The sequence below is a fragment of the Stenotrophomonas sp. MMGLT7 genome, assembly GCF_021168555.1.
GTDB lineage: Bacteria > Pseudomonadota > Gammaproteobacteria > Xanthomonadales > Xanthomonadaceae > MMGLT7.
In genome coordinates this window covers 45,539-61,880 of record NZ_JAJOZS010000017.1, presented here as the reverse complement: position 1 = coordinate 61,880, position 16,342 = coordinate 45,539, and the positions used below count along the sequence as shown (strand labels likewise).

General features: G+C 62.0%; 11 protein-coding genes. 5 read left to right on the top strand and 6 right to left on the bottom strand.

Features of this window, described 5'->3' with window-relative positions; all coding sequences use genetic code 11:
* Positions 1-13: 13 nt before the first annotated feature.
* Complete coding sequence (locus LRX76_RS16785) at positions 14-679, bottom strand: putative 2OG-Fe(II) oxygenase (protein ID WP_231806778.1); 666 nt, start codon at positions 677-679, stop codon at positions 14-16.
* Positions 680-866: 187 nt separating this feature from the next.
* Here LRX76_RS16785 and LRX76_RS16780 point away from each other — a divergent pair, with 187 nt between their 5' ends.
* Positions 867-1,940 carry an ISL3 family transposase gene (locus tag LRX76_RS16780; protein WP_231806777.1) on the top strand — a complete coding sequence of 358 codons (1,074 nt, stop codon included), beginning with the start codon at positions 867-869 and terminating at the stop codon, positions 1,938-1,940.
* Between the two features lie 65 nt (positions 1,941-2,005).
* On the opposite strand, the gene LRX76_RS16775 is transcribed toward LRX76_RS16780, so the two are convergent.
* Together LRX76_RS16775 and LRX76_RS16770 are read right to left on the bottom strand one after the other, a co-directional pair.
* Positions 2,006-4,645, bottom strand: a complete 2,640-nt coding sequence (locus LRX76_RS16775; RefSeq protein ID WP_231806776.1) for a TonB-dependent receptor — start codon at positions 4,643-4,645, stop codon at positions 2,006-2,008.
* A gap of 57 nt (positions 4,646-4,702) precedes the next feature.
* Positions 4,703-5,941, bottom strand: coding sequence for an integrase arm-type DNA-binding domain-containing protein (locus LRX76_RS16770; RefSeq protein WP_231806775.1), 1,239 nt, complete (start codon positions 5,939-5,941; stop codon positions 4,703-4,705).
* A gap of 582 nt (positions 5,942-6,523) precedes the next feature.
* Here LRX76_RS16770 and LRX76_RS16765 point away from each other — a divergent pair.
* Positions 6,524-9,613, top strand: a complete 3,090-nt coding sequence (locus tag LRX76_RS16765) for a TonB-dependent receptor plug domain-containing protein (protein WP_231806774.1) — start codon at positions 6,524-6,526, stop codon at positions 9,611-9,613.
* Between the two features lie 432 nt (positions 9,614-10,045).
* Here the strand turns inward: LRX76_RS16765 and LRX76_RS16760 are convergent, their stop codons facing one another.
* Positions 10,046-10,894, bottom strand: coding sequence for a hypothetical protein (locus LRX76_RS16760; RefSeq protein ID WP_231806773.1), 849 nt, complete (start codon positions 10,892-10,894; stop codon positions 10,046-10,048).
* A gap of 114 nt (positions 10,895-11,008) precedes the next feature.
* Positions 11,009-11,902, bottom strand: coding sequence for an Hsp33 family molecular chaperone HslO (locus LRX76_RS16755; protein WP_231806772.1), 894 nt, complete (start codon positions 11,900-11,902; stop codon positions 11,009-11,011).
* Between the two features lie 76 nt (positions 11,903-11,978).
* Between LRX76_RS16755 and mtgA the strand changes: the two genes are divergently transcribed.
* The 3 genes from mtgA to LRX76_RS16740 are packed head-to-tail and all read left to right on the top strand — an operon-like array spanning position 11,979 to position 14,184.
* Positions 11,979-12,722 (top strand): monofunctional biosynthetic peptidoglycan transglycosylase, encoded by a 744-nt coding sequence (gene mtgA, locus LRX76_RS16750; protein ID WP_231806771.1) that lies wholly within the window; start codon positions 11,979-11,981, stop codon positions 12,720-12,722.
* A gap of 3 nt (positions 12,723-12,725) precedes the next feature.
* Positions 12,726-13,796: a glycosyltransferase family 2 protein gene (locus LRX76_RS16745; RefSeq protein ID WP_231806770.1), complete on the top strand. Its 1,071-nt coding sequence runs from the start codon at positions 12,726-12,728 to the stop codon at positions 13,794-13,796.
* Positions 13,753-14,184, top strand: a complete 432-nt coding sequence (locus LRX76_RS16740) for a CBS domain-containing protein (RefSeq protein ID WP_231806769.1) — start codon at positions 13,753-13,755, stop codon at positions 14,182-14,184. The genes LRX76_RS16745 and LRX76_RS16740 overlap by 44 nt, the downstream gene beginning before the upstream one ends.
* Before the next feature lie 162 nt (positions 14,185-14,346).
* On the opposite strand, the gene LRX76_RS16735 is transcribed toward LRX76_RS16740, so the two are convergent.
* The gene (locus LRX76_RS16735) at positions 14,347-16,305 is read right to left on the bottom strand and encodes an AsmA family protein (RefSeq protein ID WP_231806768.1); all 1,959 of its coding nucleotides are present in this window, start codon (positions 16,303-16,305) and stop codon (positions 14,347-14,349) included.
* Positions 16,306-16,342 lie beyond the last annotated feature (37 nt).

Here is a 16,342-nt window from a genome sequence, read left to right as displayed (position 1 = left end):
GAGTGCACCGTCTTCAGCGCTTCCAGCGGGTCCACGCGTTGAGGGCCACAGTGATCCTTGGCTGCTCGCCATCGTAGGCGAGAACTTCGTGAAGGAGGTAGGAGGGAAAACCGATGAGTTGCCCTGCCTTGTGGTTCAGTTGCCAGGAGCCGAGCCGATAGGGTATTTGCATATGGTCATTGGCAGGGTCGCGATACATGTCGCTACCGGTCCGTGGGTCATGGAAGCGGACCGAGCCGCCGAGCGGCGATACCGGCTCTCCTGGGGTCACGCAGTAGATCGCCGACCAACTGGCGTTGGGGTGGTTATGGGCACATTGGAAACCACCCTTGCGGGTTACGTGGAACCAGGAATGCATGTCGAAATCCAGGTTGGACATCTGTTCGGGCGGATACTGATTGATGCCCTGGATGAAGCTCAGCAGCGTTTGATGGATGAAGTCGAACAGCATGCGTACTGGTGTCTCTTTGCGTCGATGTAGGTAGAAGTCGCTCTCGAAGATGCCATGCTGAGTATCGCGTAGCGTGCTGTCGCGATGGATATCGCCTTGGGCTTCCCATTGCAGGAACAGTCGTGCCAAGTCGGCATTCATTCGTTCCGAATCGGGAAACTGGCTTTGCAGTAATGGGACTGCATAAAGGGGATGAATGACGGCGTGGGTATCGGACTGTCCGTTCATTGTGGAATGGGGCCTGTTGGGGGACAACTCCATGATAAAAAAAGGTTCTTCACGGAAGTTCGTGGAACCGCTCGCAGAAGGAACGGTGGATCGGTGAAGATGTTTGTGCGAGCAAACGTCCCAACCGAGAGCCACCGTTCCAATGTCAGATGGTAAATGCTTCCTCCCGTTCTGGGAGGGTTTTGGTGTGGCCGACCTGCAAGTGGGCGACCACCAGATTCAGCGTCGTATCCGCGATATCCCCCTACTGGGCAAGCCGGTCGTCCTGCAGGTGACCCTGCGCCGGGTCCTATGCCCGCAGTGCGGGACGCGAATGGAGCCGGTGGCGTGGTTGGAGCGCCACGCGCGCCTGACCCGACGGCTGGCCGAGGCGGTGTCGGGGATGTGCCAGAAGCTGCCGACTGCTCACGTGGCCAAACTGTTTGAACTGCACTGGAGCACGGTGCGCCTGCTTGATGCCCGACGATTGCAGGCTCAGCTTGAAGCGTTGCCCGCGGCTGAGCCAACCCGGCTGATCATGGACGAGTTCGCGCTCTACAAGGGGCATCGCTACGCGACGGTGGTGCTCGATGCCGACACCCTGCGGGTGCTGTGGATCGGCGAAGGCCGTAGCCGCAAGGCCATCCGGCCGTTCTTCCAGTCCCTGGGGCCGGCCGGTTGCGCCCGGATCCAGGCGGTGGCCATGGACATGAACACGGCCTTCGACCGGGAAGTGGGCGAGTGCTGTCCAAACGCACGAGTGGTATATGACCTGTTCCACGTCATCGCCAAGTACGGCCGTGAAGTGATCAGCCGGGTACGGGTGGATGCGGCCAATCAACTGCGCCATGACAAGCCGGCCCGGCGGGTGGTCAAGCGCGCGCACTGGCTGCTGCTACGCAACCCGGCGAACCTGAAGGACGCCGATCAGGTCCGACTGGCCGAGGTGCTGGAAGCCAACCAGTGCCTGATGACGGTCCACGTGATGAAAGAGCAGCTCAAGGCCCTGTGGAATGCACCCACGGCATGGGCTTGGCGGGACGCTTGGAAGCAATGGCTGCGGCACGCCTATGAGAGCGAGATCCCGGCCTTGATGCACTTCGCCAAATGCCTGCGGCCCTACTGGCGCGGCATCCTCAGCCGGGTGCGCTGGCGCATGCATACCGGCCGGCTCGAAGGCATCAATAACAAGATCAAGGTCATCAAGCGTATGGCCTACGGCTATCGCGATAGCGCCTACTTCTTCCTCAAGATCAAGGCTGCCTTCCCCGGGAATCCGTGAAGAACCTAAAAAAAGCGGCCCGTACAGAGTACGGGCCGCTGGATGCCTAAACGTCCTTCCAGGAATCAGAAGTTCTGTTCGTAGCGCAGGTACGGCGTACGCCCGTTACTGTTGTACAGCGTGTAGTCGTAGAACGGGAAGGCCACGCCGTAAACAATAGGCGGGAACCGATTGCCGATGTTGCGCACGCCCAGCGTGATCTTGGCATTCCACGGAGCCTTGTACTGCAACTGCAGATCGACGGTGGTCCAGGACGGGAAGTAGTTGTCCCGATCCGAGGAGTCGCCACTGCTGCCGATATAATTGGCCGTAGCCGAGATGTCGAAGTCACTCTTGCCCCAGCCGACAGTCAGCGCACCGCGATCTTCCGGACGACCGAACTCACCCTTGCGTTCCAACTCCTCCAGGCCTGCCGGAACCAGCGAGTCCTCCAGGCGATGACTCCAGCTTAATTGCGACAGGAACCGGCCGTAGTCTGTGTCGACGGTGTAGTCGGCTTCGAACTCCAGGCCTCGGATGCGTCGGGTATCGGCATTGACTGTAGTGGCGACAATGTTGCGGATCTCGCCCGGCAAAACGGTGCCGTCCGGAGCGATGATGTCCGGGCCGCGCGTCACCAGTTCCGGATAGTTGCGGATGATGACGCCGTCTGGCAACGTAGTGATCACGTTGTCGAGCTTGACGTCGAAGTAGTCCAAAGCCAGCGACAGGCTATCGATCGGGTTCCACACCACGCCCAGGCCCCAGCTCTTGGATTCTTCTGCATCCAGATTGGGATTGGAGCCCAGCAGGAACTGATACTGGCCGGAGGTGCTAGTTGGATTGACGGGATACGGCTGGTAGGACGTGTCGCCGGTCCGTGCCTGGTATTCCGCCAAAGCCTGAGCCGCCACCTCGTCACCGCCCGGATAGGCTGGATTCAGCGAGGCATCGGCACTGATCGCCAGGTTGCTGGTGGCAGTCGTGCCATACAGGTCGGTCAGGGTCGGTGCACGGAAGCCCTTGCCCCACGAACCGCGGACCAGCAGCGAGTCGACCGGACGGAATTCCAAACCTACATGCGGGGAGAACTTGCTGCCGAAGTCGTTGTAGTCGTCGTAACGACCAGCAACGGTGAGGTTAAGATTGCTTAGCAGCGGCAGCAGGCTCTCGAAGTAGACCGCCTTGTAGGCGCGCTCACCACCAGTATTGGCGCCAGCCGAGCCGAAGATGTTGCCGGCTACGCTCTGTGCGTCATAGTTCACTTCCAGGCGGCTGTCGCGGTACTCGAAGCCGGTCACCACCTGCACGGAACCAGCTGGCAAACTGAACACGTCGTAGAAGTTGATGTGACCGTCGGCGCTGACTTCACGTTGCTCGGCGTTGATCAACACGGTGTGGCCGACCAGTGGGGCAGCGGCGGTGACGCTGGGATCGTTCGGATCAAAGGGGTTGTACTCCCCCGAATCGATCAACTGCTGCAGGATGGCACCGTTGCCGTAGTTCTCGCCAATCGAGTTGCTAACCACGCGACCATGGCCAACGGCCACTTCCCAGTCGGCGCCGCCCAGCCAATCGTTGCTGCCGCGGAAGCCGAAGTTGATTTCACGCAGGCGATCAGTGACGGTGGTGTCACGAGTGCCCAGCGGAGTGAAGCGGTAGTAGAGCGTGCCGTCTTCGCCGAAGGGATTGTACGGGTTGTCCGCGGCTATCGTTGGATAGGTATCCACCGGAGCAGAGGCGTAGACGCCGAAGGACTTCGTCTCCACGCTGGTGGCACGGAAGAACATCTCGATGTCGTTGGTCAGCTGGTAATGGCCGTTGGCCATCAGTGAATCGCGCTCAAGAGAGGCTTCGGAAGCCGAAGTGACGCCGTGGTCGAAGCGATAGACGCCAGGTGCCACTTCGATGTTGTTCGGGTCGACAATGCCCGCGTCTGGATACGACAGCACGCCACGGCCGGTGCTACTGAGGAAGTTCGCCGAGGACGTAAACACACTGGCGCCGTCAGCCCACCAGTCGGCGGGGATCTTATCGCGGATTTCACGATTGTACATGATGCCGCGTTCCTGATGGTCGACGATCACGGTCACGTTGCCGCGATCCGAACTGATGCCCAGTACACCGGAGGCCTGGCGGCCTTCACGCCCGTATTCAGGGTTGTCGTAGGCCAGACTCACTTGCCCACCTTCATAATCCTTGCGCAGGATGATGTTGACCACGCCACCGATGGCGTCCGAGCCGTAGACGGCGCCTGCGCCCTCGCGGAGAACCTCGATGCGCTCCACCGCAGCGGTCGGAATGAAGTTGATGTTCTGTGCGGCGCCATCCAGCCCCGGAGAACTGGTGACCCTGCGACCGTCGATCAGCACCAATGTGTATGCGCTGCCCAGGCCGCGCAAGTTGATTGTTGCGCTGGAGCCGAGGCTTGAGCCGGATTCCTGTACGGTCGAGCCATAGCTGTTGTACACGGCATTACGCAGGAAATCGGCGACCGACAGGTCACCACTGCGCTCCAACTGAACGCGGTCGATGACGGTTACGGGATTTGCGTCCTCGACTTCAGCGCGCTTCAGTCGAGATCCAGTGACCTCAATCCGGTCAAGATTGGTCGGGTCGCTGCCTGCTTCCTGCGCGAATGCGGTTGCGGGGGCAGCAACCGCATGTTGCCTATCTATGCAGCTTCTTTCTGTCTGAGTCGGTGTGTTACCCACACTCTTACCCAAGCGAAAGGATGCTTTCTGTAACCCCTTCGCCGGTTTGTTATGTCCTTAGCCCGTGGTCTATCCAGCTTGAGGAGACATGGCCTGCAGGGCGCTCCCGGTATACGGAGCAGCATTCTTCTGAGCGCGTCTAAGCCAATCAAGGTAGTCGGCCCATTCCTGCATCATCCTGTTCCGCTCGCCGAGATAGCCCGCATGGTTGTAGGCGGCCTTGATCTTGTTGCGCTCGATATGCGCAAGCTGCCGCTCGATCACATCTGAAGACCATCCTTGCTCGTGCAGCAGAGTCGATGCCATCGCACGGAAGCCATGACTCGTCATGTCTTCCTTTTCATAGTCAAGCCGCCTCAGTGCTGCATTGAGGGTGCTTTCCGACATCGGACGCAGCCTGCTACGGATGGAAGGGAAGACGTACCTGCCATCTCCGGTCAGCGGTCGCAAGGCCATCAGCACCTGTAGTGCCTGTCGGGATAGAGGAACCGTGTGTTGAGTCCTCATCTTCATCCGCCACGCAGGTATGCGCCATTGCGAACGAAGGAAGTCGAACTCCTTCCACTCTGCCTTGCGCAGCTCACCGGGGCGCACAAACAACAAGCAAGCCAGCTGCAAGGCACAGCGGGTAACAAATTGCCCCGGATAGGTGTCGATGGCCCGCAAGAGCCCACCAACCCGCTCGGGTTCGGTGATCGCCGCGCGATGACTCACTCTGACTGGGCGCAAGGCGCCGCGCAGATCTCTGGAAGGATCGCTCTTGGCTCGCCCAGTGGCGATTGCATAGCGAAACACCTGGCCGCAAAGCTGTCCGATACGGTGAGCCGTGCTCACGGCAGCACGCGCTTCCACGGCCCTGAGCAGTGCCAGCAACTGCTGTGCAGTGACCTCCTCGACAGGCAATTGACCGATCAGGGGAAAAACATCCTTCTCGAACCACTTCGACAAGGACGAAGCGTATCCCGCGCTCCATCGTGCGGACTTCTGGCAATGCCATTCCCGGGCCACGGCTTCGAACGACGCTCCTTGATGCCTTGATGCCTTCTGGGCCCTGCGCTCCATGCTGGGGTCGACGCCCTGTGAGACGAGTCGACGCGCATCATCCCGGCGTTGGCGTGCAAGCTTCAAAGGCACGTCCGGATAGACGCCCAGCGAAAGCATCTTCTCCTTGCCGCCGATCCTGTAGCGGAAGCGCCACCAACGCCCTCCATTCACGTTCACTAGCAGATGCAGTCCTCCCCCGTCCGACAGCTTGAGCGGCTTGGTCAGTGGACGGGTCTTGCGGATCAGGGTCTCGGTCAGCGGCATGGCGGGTAACTTTTTCCTGCTGTGTGAAGGTACCCGTGAAGCTACCCGCAAGCTGCGCGGGTGCGAATTGCCCGACCGCAATGACCCAAAGCGCCAATCTCAATCTATCTTATTGATTTTAAATGCCTTTTAACGGGGATTGGTGTACACCCAAGTCGTGCTTTGGCCAATGCGCCGCCCTAACGGTCACACGCTGTTGCACGTTCGTTAAGGAATTGCTAAGGTCGAAAACAGCCAGGGTCTTTGGGCGCGATTGCGTTCGCCTTGGCACCTAATGACCGGCGAGAAGCTACGGCCCCTTGTCGGACTGCATTGGTCCACATCGATTGGAGAGAGAGAGTAATGAACTTGAACCGAAATCTGCTCAGCGGCGCTGTGCGCTATGGCCTGGCGGCAGGCGCCGTTGGCCTAGCCGGTATCGTTGCTGCCCCCGCAACACTACCAAGGCTATGTCGCCACTGATGCTCGAGCCTTGTCTGTCCTGGATCTTTCAGATCTTTTGCATATTTACGTTTCAGATTTAGTTCGGCCATGGGTCGGCATTGGATCTGAATCGTAGTTATTCCAACCTGGAGAGAGATAATGAGTAATCGTAAGCATCCGCGTGCTTTGCGGCGGACCGCCTTGGCGGTCCTGCTTGGAGCAGCATTGGCACAGGGGGCCGTGCATGCTCAAAGCACCTCGGGCGATATTGTCGGTACAGCCAGCACTGCTGCTGGGGAAAAAGTAGTCATCAAGAGCCTCAACTCCGGTGTCACTCGCGAAGTCACGGCGGGAGCCGATGGTAGATTCCGCGTTCCTTCGTTACCTACCGGTCAGTACGAGGTATCAGCTGGAGGCCAGACGACTACGGTCACCGTTATCGCCGGACAGTCCAGCACCGCAAATTTCGTCGATGCGACAAGCCTTGAAACCATCACTGTGCGTGGTGGCGCCCTAAGTAGTATTGACCTGAGCAGCACTCAAACTCGCACCACCTTTACGGCTGAGCAGCTGAATACGCTGCCTGTCGCCCGTGACGTCACCAGCGTTTCCCTTCTGACTCCGGGAACCGTTTCCAGTAGTGGATATTTCGGCAATGCTTCGTTTGGTGGTGCATCGGCGGCCGAAAACAGCTATTACATCAATGGATTCAATGTCACCAACCTGTATGACAACCTGTCTTTCAGCGAGGTCCCTTATCAAGCCATTGATCAGCTGGATGTACAAACAGGTGGTTATGGTGCTCGCTACGGCTTCTCCACGGGTGGCGTGACCAGCGTCAACGTCAAGCGCGGCACTAACGAGTGGAAAGGCGGTGCAAGCTGGACATATGCACCAGATGCCCTGCGCGAACAACCTGACAACGTTAAGCTGAACAATGGTGACGTTTTTCGTTCTTACAAGAACAATGAATCCGATTCCAGTGTATACAGCATCTGGGCTGGTGGTCCGTTAATCCAGGACAAGCTCTTCGTATTCGCTTTGGCTTCACTGAGCGACAGTGATTCCACATCCTTCGGTACTCGCACGAGTGGTTACGCGAACTATCCCGCAGCCATGTCGACCACGCGTAGCACGACGGCCTACGATTCCAGTGCGAAGATGCCGTACTACCTGCTTAAGCTGGATTGGTATCTGAATGATAGCAATCATTTGGAATTCACCGGGTTTAGCAACAACCGTCGTACCGAGTACCAAAACTACAATGCGGCATTCGATAGCATCGATGGTGATGCAAGGCCGAACAAGACCGCATTTTCGAACACTGAGGTTCTGAAGAACGGTGGCCATACCGGCATCTTCAAGTGGACTAGCTACCTCACCGACAATCTCACCATGGCCTTGCAGTACGGTGAGATGCACAACAAAAACGAGTACTACAGCGTCAATGCCGCTGGTGTGGTGAACAAGTACGACGGCAATGTATTCGGCGATGGCCCCACCTGCCCGTATGTGCTTGACTACAATCCTGCCAGCCCTACTTATGGAAGCATCATTGGCTGCAGCACGATCGCTACTACTCCTATTTCGAACGGAATGAACCAGCGTGATGCCGGTCGCATTGATTTCGAATGGCAGCTCGGTGATCACAAGGTCTCGTTTGGCTACAGCGACGAAAAGTGGAAGTCGAAGCAAGGCGATGCCCAGTTTGTCTACTACATCAATGGTACGGGTGATGATGTTGATGGAGGTGAGCTTGGCGATCCCAATGCCAACGTCTATGACGTGGTTCGCTACCTGACAGGTGGCTCCATCCAGGTGGACCAAAAGTCCTGGTACATCGAGGACAACTGGAACATCACAGACAACTTTATGTTGTACTTGGGCATTCGCAACGATAGCTTCGAGAACAAGAACGGCAGCGGTGCAACTTTCATCAAACAGGACAATATCTGGCAGCCCCGCGTCGGTTTCACGTGGGATGTCTTGGGTGATGGCAGCAGCAAGATCTATGGCTCAGTAGGCCGCTACTCGCTGCCAATCGCAGCCAATGTTGCCCTGCGCGCGGCATCTGCTTCGTACTTTACGGACACCTATTACACTTATGATGGAACGTTGGACCCGGTAACGAAGGTTCCGACGCCCACTGGTTCCTACGCTGATGGTGCATATGATCAGGTATACAACGGTGAGGACGGCAGCACGCCGGATCCACGTGCAGTAGCTTCTAAGGGACTGAAGCCGTATACCGCCGATGAAGCAATCCTGGGCTATCAGCAGTTGTTGTCTTCGGACAATACGTTCTTGGATGGCTGGACACTGGGCATCAAGGCAACTTATCGCAAGGTTCACAATGCTATCGACGACACTTGCGATACGCGTGCGATCTACAACGTAGCCAGCGCTGCGGGATACGATCTGTCTAATTGGGGAGATGAATGGAACATCGCCTCGGGTCTGCCGGGCTGCTATCTGTTCAATCCCGGACAAGATCTGACCGTGACCATGGATGTTGATGGCAACGGCACTGCAGATACCATCACGGTTCCAGGCAGCGATCTCGGTCCGAAAGCAAAGCGTAACTACAAAGCTGTCACACTCAGTGCCGACAAGAATACTGACAGGTGGTACGTGAGTGCTTCTTACACTTGGTCCAAGCTGGATGGCAACTATGAAGGCCTAATCAAGAGCACTAATGGGCAGGATGACACCGGCACTACTTCGGATTTCGACTTCAAAGAGTTGATGTACGGTGCTGATGGTTATCTATTTAATGATCACCGACACAGCCTCAAACTCTATGGTGGCTATAAGTTTTCCGACGAGTGGGAAGTCGGTCTGAACATTCTGGCACAATCGGGTTCTCCGAAGTCTTGCTTGGGCGGCGGTGTTGGTAGTTATGACACAGAGTACGGCTATGCGGGTGTGTTCCATGTCTGCGACTATGGTGATATCGTCACAGGCTCCGATCGTGCTAGTGACGATGTGCCCAGCAAGGTTGGTTCCGCAGGTCGCACACCTTGGCTTATCACGGTCAGCCCGAATGTCACCTATCGTCCGAGTTGGCTGCCCGGCCTGAGTGCCCAAGTAAGTGTATTCAACCTGTTCAACCAGATTGAAGCCACACAGGTCTATGAGGCTGCATATTCCTATAGCGGCGCGTCTACCCGTGTATACAACAATTACGGACAGCCGAAGTATTTCAGTACCCCGCGCTACGTTCGCTTCCAGCTGCAATACGACTGGTAAGAGAGTTTTACAGCTGCACGAAGAGGGGCCGCCTTTGGGTGGCCCCTTTATTTTTATCGGGTTTTTACTGATTCGCGAGAAGGGAGCTTGACCTGGAGTGATCTGCCCTTGCTGGGCCACACCGGTAATTATTGATAAAATCCGGATTTGAAAGATGCTGCGTTGTCGTGGAGATTGACGCGGTGGTTGGCCGGGAACTGCGCTGGCGCGATATGTACGCAGTGGCTAGGGGGCGGGGCGGGAAAGCTCCCGAGAAGAGGAGTTTTCTCAACTTCGAATTCGATTGTTTCCTCGGGTTCGTGGACGATGGACGGCAGGGTGTCCATAGCGCAGGAAGGCGTCGAGGTCGCTTTGTATTTCAGTGGCGGAGTAAGTGTTACAAAAAAAGCGCCTTGCAAGTGCGTTGGCGTGCCTTCACGCAAATCAGGAACTTCAAAGATCCTGCTCGTACCTGACGTACGGCACCGTTCCCTCGTCCGTGCTGCCATTGTTCGGCGCGAACGGGTTCTTGCCGCGGCTGATCACGTTCTCGGCGCCGACGGTAAGCTGGCCGCTCCAGGGGGTGCGCCAGGTGAGGCCCAGGCCCAGGCCTTCCCAGCGGGATTGGCCGGGGGCATCGACGACGCGGCCGATGATGTTGGCGCTGAAGGAGCCGTAGCCGCCGCCGATGCTGAGGCTCTTGTTGTCCCAGCGGTCGACCACGGCCGGCGCCGCATCGGCGATCGGTACCAGGCGCGCGCGGGCGTAGGTGCCGCCGATCGAGACGAATCCTTCCGCGCCGATGTTCTTCTGGCCGAACACGGTGAGGTCGTTCTGCTCCATCCTCGAGGCCGGCGACTTGACGTTGCTGTTCAGCCAGGCGGGGAGGGTGTCCTGCCCGGTGCCGGCGGACAGCGACACGCTGCCGCCGGGACGATTGAAGCCTACGCCGGCGGAAAGGCGCCGTGCCGAGGGGGCGGTGTCCTCATCGCCGAGGGTCGCCAGCATGCAGTGGCTGGCCAGCCCGCTGATGCTGGTGCCGCGCGAACTGTTGCACAGCAACCCGAGGGAGTCGCCGGTGGACAGGCCGAAGGCGGCGTCCAGCGAGTTGCGGCCGAAGTGCCAGCGTGCGCCGGCCTTCTGCTCGCCGGTCGGCTCCAGGTACAGCAGGGCCTCGACCTTGCCGTCGTTGTTCCATACCGGCAGTACGGTCGAAGAACCGGCCTTGCTCTGCGCGTGCGCGCCCGCCGCCACGCCTAGGGCGATCGCGAGGGCTAAGGAAAGGCGCAGGCACGGGTTCATCGTCGGATTCAGACCGGTAACGCCCCACGGAAGTTCCCGATGGGGACAGGCAGGATGCTAGGTCTTTTATGAATATTTAACAAGCCTTCATTCGCCCAACGTGAAGGCGATGGCTCACTGCAGGTGCTCCGGGGCCGGGTGCGCGGCAGCCGGCTGCGAGAACAGGGCAGGGAGCTCGGACAGCGGGAAGTCGTAGCGCTGGCCGCAGAATTCGCAGCGGACCTCGACCGCACCGGTAGCGGCGGCCGCCGCGCGGGCTTCGTCCTCGCCCAGCGACTGCAGCATGGCGGCCACGCGCTCGCGCGAGCACGAGCAGCCGAACGCCAGCGGACGGCCGCCCAGCACCTGCGGCGATTCTTCATGGAAGAGCCGGTGTACGAGCCGGGAGCCGGGCAGTTCCAGCAGTTCCTTCTCGCCCAGGGTGTCGAACAGGGCGCAGGCGCGGTTCCAGCCGTCTGCATCGCCGCCATCGCCGGGCAGCTTCTGCAGCAGCAGGCCGGTGGCGCGCTGGCCGTCGGCGGCGAGCAGCAGCCGAGTGGGCAACTGCTCGGACTGGCGGAAGTAGTTCTCGAACGCCTCGCCCAGGGTGGTCGAGTCCAGCGCCACCAGGCTCTGGTAGCGCTGGGGTTCGCGCGGGTCCAGGCCCGGGTTCTCGATGGTGATGGCCAGCAGCGCATCCTCGCCCAGCTGCCGCAGGTCGCGCGGCAGGGGGGCTTCGTCGCCGCCCTGCACGATGCCGCGCACGGTGCCGGCGGCCGTGCATTCGGCGAACAGGGTGCGCAGGCCGGGATGGCGGCTGCGGATCTGCACCGAGAGACGGCCGTCGATCTTGGTGTGCCCGGTGAACAGGCTGGCGGCAGCGCAGGCCTCGCCCAGCAGTTCCTGTATCGCGGGCGGGTAGGCGGCGTGAGACAGCAGTCCGGTCCAGGTGTCGTGCAGGTCTACATGGATGCCGCGGACGCCGGCGTCGGGCAGCAGGAAGCGCTGCAGCTGATCGTGGTCTTTCATGCTTGGGCCAGTGAGGAAGGGAACCAAAGCCCGTACGCTGCCGGATAATGGCTGCGGCATACCAGGGCTTTCAGACATGACCGAGATGGGGATGGACGGTGAAATCCACAAGCCGGGGCGGCGCGGCCGGCGCTGGTTGCGCTGGCTGCTTCCGCTGCCGCTGCTGTTCGCGGCGGCGACGCTGCTGCAGGTGGTCGTCCTGCGCTTCGTCGATCCGCCGCTGTCGGCGATGATGATCGGGCGCTATGTCGAGGCGTGGGGCGAGGGCGACTGGGGATTCCGCGTCCACCAGCAGTGGCGTGACCTCGACCGCATCGCTCCGAGCCTGCCGATCTCGATGGTGGCGGCCGAGGACCAGCAGTTTCCCTTCCACCACGGTTTCGACCTGAAGGCGATCGAGACGGCGCAGCGGCACAATGCCCAGGGCGGCCGCCTGCGCGGGGCCAGCACGATCAGCCAGCAGGTCGCCAAGAACGTGTTCCTGTGGCAGGGGCGAAGCTGGCTGCGCAAGGCGCTGGAGGCGTGGTACACGCTGCTGATCGAGCTGGTGTGGCCGAAACAGCGGATCCTTGAGGTCTATGCCAACGTGGCCGAGTTCGGCGACGGCATCTATGGCGCGCAGGCGGCGGCGCGGCAGTTCTGGAACAAGGACGCGTCGCGGTTGACGCCTGGCGAGAGCGCGCTGCTGGCGGCGGTGCTGCCTTCGCCGCGCCGCTACGATGCGCGCCGCCCAGGACCGTACGTGCAGCGCCGCGCGGCATGGATCCAGCGCCAGGCGCGCCAGCTCGGCGGGCCGGCCTACCTGCAGCAGGGGCGCTGACCGATGAGCGAGGTGGATCGCATCCAGCAGCCCGGAGCGGAGCCTCGGTGCGGGGAGCGGCGCCGGCTCACCGTCGTGGTCGCCGCCTGCAACGAGGCCGCCAGCCTGCCCCTGCTGCATCCGCGCATCGTCGATGCGCTCGCGCGGCTGCCGGACATCGAGGCAGGCGTTCTGTATGTCGACGACGGCAGCGTCGACGGCACCTGGGAGGCGATCCGCGCGCTCGCCGGCGGCGATCCCTCGGTGGCCGGCCTGCGGCTGTCGCGCAACTTCGGCAAGGAGGCCGCGCTGACGGCGGGGCTGGACCTGGTCGAGGAGGGGGCGGCGCTGATCCTGGATGCCGACGGCCAGGATCCGCCGGAGCTGATTCCGCAGTTCGTCGAGTACTGGCGGGCCGGCTACGACAACGTCCATGGCACGCGCGTCGCCCGCGAAGGCGATGGCTGGTTCAGGCGCGGCACCGCGGCATTGTTCTACCGGGTCATCGGGCGGCTGTCGAAGACGCCGATTCCCGCCGACACCGGCGATTTCCGCCTGCTGTCGGCGGAGGCGCTGGCGGCGCTGCGGCAGTTGCGCGAGCGGCACCGGTTCATGAAGGGACTGTTCGGCTGGGTGGGATTCCGCCAGCACGCGCTTGCCTACCGGCGCCAGCCGCGGCTGGCCGGTGCCAGCAAGTTCAGCGTGTGGCGGCTGTGGAACTTCGCACTGGAAGGCGTCACCAGTTTCTCGACGGCGCCGCTGCGGGTGGCGACCTACCTGGGGCTGGCCACGGCGCTGCTCGCGTTCGCCTATGCCGCCTGGATCCTGTTCAAGGCCGCGGTGTGGGGCGACCGGGTCGCCGGCTGGCCGACGATGATGGCGGTGATCCTGTTCCTGGGCGGGGTACAGCTGATCGCGCTGGGCATGATCGGCGAGTACCTGGGGCGGCTGTACGTGGAGTCCAAGCAGCGGCCGCTGTACCTCGTTGACACCTGGCAGCCGGCGGCGAAGGTATCCTCCGCGACGCAACCCGGCGCAGGAGGACACGAGCATGTCCACGGTACGGCAGTTGTTGGCGGCAAAGAAGATCACTGATGTCTACGCGGTGGCTCCCGACGCCGCCGTGATCGAGGCCATCCGGTTGATGGCCGAAAAGGGCGTCGGTGCGGTGCTGGTGATGCACGGCCGGCGCTTGGCCGGCATCCTTTCCGAGCGCGACTACGCACGCAAGGTGGTGCTGCGCGAGCGTTCCTCGGCCACCACATGGGTGCGCGAGATCATGACCTCAGAGGTGGTCACGGTGACGCCGGATCACAGTGCGGATAGCTGCATGCGGCTGATGACCGACAATCGCATCCGCCACCTGCCGGTGGTCGAGGCCGGCGAGGTGATCGGGGTGGTCTCGATCGGCGACCTGGTCAAGGCGATCATCGAGGAACAGCAGCAGGAGCTGGATCACCTGCAGCGCTACATCGCCTCGTAGAGGCCGGGTCGCGTGGCCCGGGTAAGCGGGCGGAGCGCACCCGGGAACCGGCGGAGCACGGTGCCCCGGGCATGGAGGTCGGCCTTCGGCCTTGCCCTGCCTGGGGACCGGCCTAGGCCCGGCGTGCGCCAGCCGGGGCACCGCGCGGAACCGGATGCGACGTCACTTGGCGTAGTGGCCGCCGCAGTCGCTGTCCTTGCCCGGCCCGGTCTCGATGGTCGCCAGCAGCGCCGCGGGAGGGGCGATGGTGGCCAGCGCGACGGCGAACGCGCCGCGCACGCCCAGCGCCTTCATGTCCGGGCGGAACGACGGGTCCTTGAAGGTCCCGCCGATGCGCAGCGGCGAGCGCAGGGCCAGGATGCTGCGGTCCTTGGGACGGGGCTTGAGCAGCAGGTCGAGGGTCTCGTCCTTCAGGCTGACCTGGCCCTCGCCGACGATCAGGGTGTCGGTGGTGTCGAAGGCCAGCGCGCGCGTGGTCATCACCCCGTCCTTGACGGCGAAGTCGCCGAACGCGCAGCGCAGCGGGATCTGGCGATCGCCGGTGACCAGGTACTTGAGCGACTCGGCGATATCCAGCCCGGCCAGTTCCATGATCAGGTTGCCGACGTGGCCGCGGCCGATACCCAGGCCAATGTCGCCATTGGCGCTGCCGAGCATGGCGGCGATGGAGTTGCCGTTGCCGCTGATGGCGATGTCGCCGCCGATGCCGCCGGAGGCCTGCTTGGCCAGCTCCGCGTCCGGGAACAGCTGCCCCAGCTGCATGCGCCGCACCGCGATCTGGGCGCGGGTGGCGATGACCTGCTTGCGCGCATCCATGTGGATCACCGAGCGGATGTTGCCGCCGGCCACGCCGAAATCGAGCGGATCGAGCACCAGCAGGCCGTCGTCGAGCTTGAGGTGCGCGTCCATGTTGTCCAGCGGCAGCTTGGGGGCGTCGATGCGCTGCGCCTTCCAGCGTACGTCCGCGTCCATGGAGCGCAGCCGGGACAGGTCGTAGGGATGCTGCGGCAGGATCTTCGCGCTGGCCGCCAGGCGCGCGGCCTCCGCCTTCTGCTCGGCATTGGCGGTCTCGTTCGCGTCCGTGCTGGGCGGCGCGCCGACGAAGCCGGCCAGGTCGTCGAAATCGAGCTTGCGCGATACCAGCTCGGCACGCAGGAGCGGCCGCTTGCCGGCAGTCTCGACGCTGACGTTGCCGGACAGGTCGCTGTCGCCGGCGCGGCCGCTGAACTTGTCGTAGTGCCACAGCGTGTTCTCGCGCCGCAGCCGGCCATCGAACTGGTAGGGCGGCGTGGAGGGGATGGCGATGCCGATCAAGGGATACAGGTCGGCCATGTCCTGGCCGGCCAGGGCCATCTGCAGGTCGAACACGCGGAACTGGAACGGATTGGTCAGCGTGCCGCGCACATGCGCGCGGGTGCCGCCGGCGCTGCCGCGCAGGTCGATGCGGAAAGGGTGTTCGCTCTGGCTCAGTTCCATCGGGGAGGCGGTGCTGCCCTTCAGGGTGAAGGGATTGCCCTTCCAGCGGCCGCTGCCGTCCACGGTGATCGGCGGCGCGGCGTCGCTGTCGGTGCGGGAGTCGGCGCTGTTGACGCTGACGTCGATGTCGGTGCGTCCGGCCTTGTCGATGAACTGCATGCGTCCCTGCCGGATCAGCAGGCGCTGCAGCACCGGCAGCGTGCCACCGCCGCCGCCGTTGTCGAACACCCAGTTGCCCTGGTCGCCGGAGCCGCCGGTTTCCAGCAACACGTCCGGCTGGAACAGGCGGATCTCGGGGATGCGCACCTGACCGCGCAGCAGCGGGAACACCGCCAGGTCGATCTCGATGCGTTCCGCGGCTGCCATCTGCGGACGGCTGCCCCAGTCGGCATTGGCGAAGGCCACCTTGTCGGCGCGGATGGTGCTGACCCGTCCCAGGTCCACGTCCAGGTCGCCGTCGATGCGCAGTTCGCGCCCGGTCTTGGCCTGCACGGCGCGCTCGACCGGCCCCTTGAACCAGTTCCAGTCGAACAACGCGACGAAGACGATCACCACGATGGCGATCACCGCCAGCACGATCATCCAGGTGCGGGGCCGGCGCGAAGCCGGCTGCGGGGCATTGGCTGGAGAGGGAGCGTCGGTCATGCGCCCCATCGTTGGGGGTCAGCTGTGCAGGCCGCGA

Excerpts from the sequence above, each read along its gene's own strand:
- LRX76_RS16745 (WP_231806770.1), top strand. The coding sequence starts at position 12,726 with ATGAGCGAGGTGGATCGCATCCAGCAGCCCGGAGCGGAGCCTCGGTGC.
- LRX76_RS16735 (WP_231806768.1), bottom strand. The coding sequence starts at position 16,305 with ATGACCGACGCTCCCTCTCCAGCCAATGCCCCGCAGCCGGCTTCGCGC.
- LRX76_RS16740 (WP_231806769.1), top strand. The coding sequence starts at position 13,753 with ATGTCCACGGTACGGCAGTTGTTGGCGGCAAAGAAGATCACTGATGTC.
- LRX76_RS16765 (WP_231806774.1), top strand. The coding sequence starts at position 6,524 with ATGAGTAATCGTAAGCATCCGCGTGCTTTGCGGCGGACCGCCTTGGCG.
- mtgA (WP_231806771.1), top strand. The coding sequence starts at position 11,979 with ATGACCGAGATGGGGATGGACGGTGAAATCCACAAGCCGGGGCGGCGC.
- LRX76_RS16755 (WP_231806772.1), bottom strand. The coding sequence starts at position 11,902 with ATGAAAGACCACGATCAGCTGCAGCGCTTCCTGCTGCCCGACGCCGGC.
- LRX76_RS16760 (WP_231806773.1), bottom strand. The coding sequence starts at position 10,894 with ATGAACCCGTGCCTGCGCCTTTCCTTAGCCCTCGCGATCGCCCTAGGC.
- LRX76_RS16785 (WP_231806778.1), bottom strand. The coding sequence starts at position 679 with ATGAACGGACAGTCCGATACCCACGCCGTCATTCATCCCCTTTATGCA.
- LRX76_RS16770 (WP_231806775.1), bottom strand. The coding sequence starts at position 5,941 with ATGCCGCTGACCGAGACCCTGATCCGCAAGACCCGTCCACTGACCAAG.